Here is a 4,517-nt window from a genome sequence, read left to right as displayed (position 1 = left end):
TTATTTTACATTTTTCTTACCATCTTTATATTTTATTTAAACACCTTTGTTTTAAGATGTGTTTGTAACAAATATATAACAAGGAGGTGAATTATGATTAATAGACTAAATATTATAGCCGTTGAACAACTTCTTAAGTGGGAACATTTACTGCAAGATATCCTGTTTGATATTCTAATAGAGGCTTTTGGATTAATCTTTTGATCTAAAAGTCTTTTTTAGTTTGAAATTTTGCTGCACAATCACAACAAACTACAAATCCACTTTCTTTTGAATTTCCACTGCATTCACTGCTAAATTCTACATCTAATTCGTCATTTCATGTATAATCAGAAAATATTCAATCCAATAGTGATGGGTGAATCCGCTTACCCCTCTACATTTCTCCATATGCCCTCCCAATAACAAAATCCCTGATTTATTATTTAAATTTATTTTTTTTATAATTTTGTATAAAAATTATTTACTTGTATTTTTTAATACATTATGGATATATAAAATAAGATATACTTTATTCACTATAACTTCATCCGAAACATGAAGCACAGTTTTAGTTACCATTTATTAGATTGACTTTTATAAGAGAGAATAGTGTCTCTTATTTGTTAATAAGTTCTGAAAAGGAGAGTGAATGTTATGTTAGAAATGTTTCTATATGCTATTGCTGTTGCGTTTAGTCCTGGTCCTGTTAATATTCTGGGATTAAATCAGGGGATGAACAATAAAACTGCTGATTCTATCAGTTTTTTTAGTGGAATAAGTGTTGCCATGATTACTTTATTCACTTTTTTCGGGTTTACAGGTGAAAAATTTATAAAAAAAGAATATCTATTCTATATTAGTTTGGTTGGAAGTTTTTACATGTTTTATCTTGCCCGTAAAATATTTACTTCTGAAGTAGATATAAAAACTGACCAGAATTTTAAAAAGTTGGCTTTTAAAGATGGATTTTTAATGCAACTTTTTAACCCTAAGGGAATGTTGTCATGCCTTCCAATTGCTACTATACATTTTCCTGCAAATAATATAACTGGTACTAAAATTTTACTTATTTCACTGATATTATCATCAATTGCATTTTCTTCTCCACTCTTTTACAGTATAATTGGAGAGACATTTAATAAAATGGTTTCTAGTAATAAATTTATAAATATTTTTAATAAAGTTATGTCAATTTTATTAGTTGTTGTTGCCATAAACATTTTAAAAGATCATGTCGTTTTGGTTTTTTTGGGAATAAATGAATACTGATATTTTATGAGAGATGGTGTATTATACATAATACGCCATCTTATTTTTTATTTATAAAAAAGGACAGTGTCCAAAAAAATCTGTAAATGGCATTTAAATAATTTGCTTCCTAAGGAAGTTTTTGGACTTTATATTGGTGAAAAGGAAAGCAGTAAATATTGGTTAGAAATACTAAATGAGCTTAAAAAAACGTGGAGTTAAAGATGTATTAATTATGTGTGCAGATGGTCTTAGCGAAATTAAAGAGAGCATTCAAGTTGCTTTTCCGAATACCAGAGGTGCATTGTCCACCAGGTGAGAAATACCTTAAAATCTGTTTCACATAAAGAAAAAAAGCATATCTGAATCCCACTTTTAAAGGGCTACGAGACATGCTGAAATTTATATTCATGATATAGGCAATATTCAAAATATTGCTCAATTTAAAATTTTCACAGGAAGAATTTTTCCTGTTTACAGAGATTATTTCAAAGTCTCCCTTTTTAACATTAAATACATTCTTTTCTCTGTAAATTTATCTGCCTGTTTTTTTAATCTTCCAGATAATTTACTATATTGTGTAAATAGAAACTTTTTTTGACTGCCATCTTATTGTATAGCTTTTCTGTCAGTACAGATTTCAAATCTTTATCATATCTAGTTTTAAGTTTTTCATATAAAATCACCTCTTAACTATTATACAACAAAAGTTATCTTTTGTAGCAAATATAGGGTTTTGATTCTATTTATGATCGTTTCTCCGATTTACCCTGTAAAAGTCCTATACCATCTCCGAAAGGAAGGAGGGTAAACCCAGGATAATTTTCATATAGATAATCTATAAACTCATTCAGCTTTCTCACTATGGTCTTAAACCTTTTTGGGTATTCTTTATAGAGGTAGCCCCTAAACATAATATTATCTATAAATATAATCCCGTCCTTAGAGAGAAGTTTATAGGAATCTTCAAAAAACTCCTTGTACTTTCCCTTGGCTGCATCGATAAATATAAAGTCATATTCACCATTGAGTTTTTTTATCTCTTCCAGACCGTCTCCCAGGATCAGAGTCACGTTATCCAGCCCCGCCTTGGCGAAGTTTTCCCTGGCCTGATGAAACCTCTCTTCATCGATCTCGATGGTCGTGAGATGTCCGTCATATTCTTTGGCTACTCCTGCCATTATGCTCCCGGAATACCCTATGGCTGTACCTATCTCCAGGATGCTCCTGCTTTTGTTCATTTTCACCATGAACTTCAGATATTCTGCCACCTCTTTTGTCACAATAGGGACATTGTGCTCTTCTGCAAACTTCTCCATTTCAAGAATGACAGGGTCTTTTTCCTTTATCTTAGACGTTATATACCCGTTTGCTTCTTTTAATTCCTCTAGCATTATCCTATCCTCTTTCTAAACTTTATAATATAAAAACTGTCTAGAAACTCCTCTTTATAATCTATGACAAGTCCTCCTAAAATATCCTTATGGCCATTTATGCCATCTGGAAATTCCAGCTCTACCACTTGGAATTCCGGGTTATTTTTCAGGAAACGCTCAGCATTATCTGTATTTTCCTCATTAAAAATAGTACACGTGCTGTATACCAGCTCTCCGTCATCTTTCAGAGATTTAGAGGCAGATTCTAGTATCTCATACTGAAGTCTGGCTAGTTCCTCTACATTTGTCATATCTTTGTTATACAGAGCCTCCGGTTTTTTACGTAGGACTCCGTAACCGCTACACGGGGCGTCTACCAGTATTTTATCAAACTTTTTTCCCTGTTCTTTTACTTTTCTTGCATCAAGTTTTACCCCGGTTATTATTTTTGCTCCAAGATTTTTAGAATTCATATCCAGAAGTTTTATCTTATGCTGGTGTATATCAAGAGCTGTTATCTCTCCCTTATTTTCCATAAGTTCTGCCAAAACAGCGGCTTTTGATCCAGGTGCACTGCATGTATCCAGTACTGTATCCCCTGGTTTTGCCCCTAGCATCTTAGCAGCCAGATATGACGATCCGTCCTGGACTGTTATTTTTCCGTCTTTGAATTCCTGGGAATCTATGAGTATTCCCGAATCCAGATAATAGACAGAATCTATCTGTTTCATTATGTTAATCCCCATTTTTTCTAGAAGGGCTTCAAATTCTTTTTCGCTGTATTTCAGCTTGTTCACTCTGATACTGAGGTAAGGTATCTTTTTATAGGATTTCAGAAGAGCCTCAGTTTCCTCACCGTACTCATTACTTATTTTTTCATAAAACCACTTTGGACACGAATACAAAATATCCATTTTTCCGCTGGCCTTCAGCTGATCGGCCTCTTGATCCATCTCCCTCATGAAAGACCTTACTATCCCGTTTGCAAATCTTCCTACATATACTCCTAGTTTTTCCTTTGCAAGTTCTGTAGCTTCCCAAGCCACTCCTGCATCGTCACTTCTCATGAAGTAAGCCTGGTAGTATGAGATTCTCAGAAGATTTCTCAGCCATTTTCTGTGCACTTTTTTAGTGGCTCTCTTATCTATCTGGTAGTCTAGGAATATTATGTTTCTTATTACTCCGTAAAAAACCTCTGTGATAAATGCTTTTTCTCCACGACTCAGATTATTTTCTCTGAAATATTCATTTAAAAGGATATTAGAATATTTACCCTCTTCAAATTCTCCCAAAAGCTTTATGATCCTCTTCTTTACGTTCAAATTATTACACCTCTTTATTAAGTATTAGGAGTTCTATGCTCCTATGATATATATTTGGATATTTTAAAACATTCATTTTATTATATATGAAATGCAGGTATAAGTAAAGATTGCTTTAAGAGGTTAATTTTTTTACACCATTCTCATTTAAAATTTCTATTTTTCTCCCGTTTCTCTTTATGAGTTCCATTTCTTCAAAGTTTTTTAAAATTCTTCTCAGCTGTCTTTCTGATAGCCCTAACAATTTTGAGATATCCCCGTATTTTATGGTATCTGAAAAGTACTCTTTGTTATCCGTTATAAATTTTGCAACTAATATCTTACTGTTGCAGAGTTTTTTCACAGAATATTTCTCAGATGTTTTCCTTAGTTTTTTGGCCAGAGTTTTTGCCATTAGTTCATAAAATATTATATTTTTCACAGCCCTGTCAAAATCCAGCTCGAGAAAAGTGCTTTTTTCTTTTATCTGAATATTGTAATAAATATCCTCTTCCAAAAGAAACTCCACATCTCCTAAAATATCAAAGGGTTTTGTCAGCTCTAGAAGCATCTCATTACCGTCATTGGAAAACAATGTCACCTTCAGAAG

4 protein-coding genes and 1 pseudogene are annotated in these 4,517 nt (G+C 32.7%); 2 read left to right on the top strand and 3 right to left on the bottom strand.

Features of this window, described 5'->3' with window-relative positions; genetic code table 11:
• The first annotated feature begins 636 nt into the window (after positions 1 to 636).
• Positions 637 to 1,251, top strand: coding sequence for a LysE family translocator (locus ABZA26_RS08465; protein WP_372714087.1), 615 nt, complete (start codon positions 637 to 639; stop codon positions 1,249 to 1,251).
• 111 nt (positions 1,252 to 1,362) lie between these two features.
• A pseudogene (locus tag ABZA26_RS08460) lies at positions 1,363 to 1,587 on the top strand (transposase); the annotation flags it as partial.
• 389 nt (positions 1,588 to 1,976) lie between these two features.
• On the opposite strand, the gene ABZA26_RS08455 reads toward ABZA26_RS08460, so the two are convergent.
• The 3 genes from ABZA26_RS08455 to ABZA26_RS08445 form a co-directional block, all read right to left on the bottom strand.
• Complete coding sequence (locus ABZA26_RS08455; protein WP_372714086.1) at positions 1,977 to 2,624, bottom strand: O-methyltransferase; 648 nt, start codon at positions 2,622 to 2,624, stop codon at positions 1,977 to 1,979.
• The gene (gene rsmB, locus ABZA26_RS08450; RefSeq protein ID WP_372714085.1) at positions 2,624 to 3,928 is read right to left on the bottom strand and encodes a 16S rRNA (cytosine(967)-C(5))-methyltransferase RsmB; all 1,305 of its coding nucleotides are present in this window, start codon (positions 3,926 to 3,928) and stop codon (positions 2,624 to 2,626) included. Before rsmB ends, ABZA26_RS08455 begins: the two co-directional genes overlap by 1 nt.
• A 115-nt stretch (positions 3,929 to 4,043) precedes the next feature.
• On the bottom strand, positions 4,044 to 4,517 hold a 474-nt coding region (locus ABZA26_RS08445), incomplete at its 5' end, for a Crp/Fnr family transcriptional regulator (protein WP_372714084.1).

Origin of the sequence: Ilyobacter sp. (assembly GCF_041583315.1) — a bacterium.
Taxonomy (GTDB): Bacteria; Fusobacteriota; Fusobacteriia; order Fusobacteriales; family Fusobacteriaceae; genus Ilyobacter.
This window is presented reverse-complemented; position numbering and strand designations above follow the sequence as displayed.

Bases quoted from the DNA above. Each gene is read 5' to 3' on its own strand.
- ABZA26_RS08465 (WP_372714087.1), top strand. From the start codon at position 637: ATGTTAGAAATGTTTCTATATGCTATTGCTGTTGCGTTTAGTCCTGGT.
- ABZA26_RS08455 (WP_372714086.1), bottom strand. From the start codon at position 2,624: ATGCTAGAGGAATTAAAAGAAGCAAACGGGTATATAACGTCTAAGATA.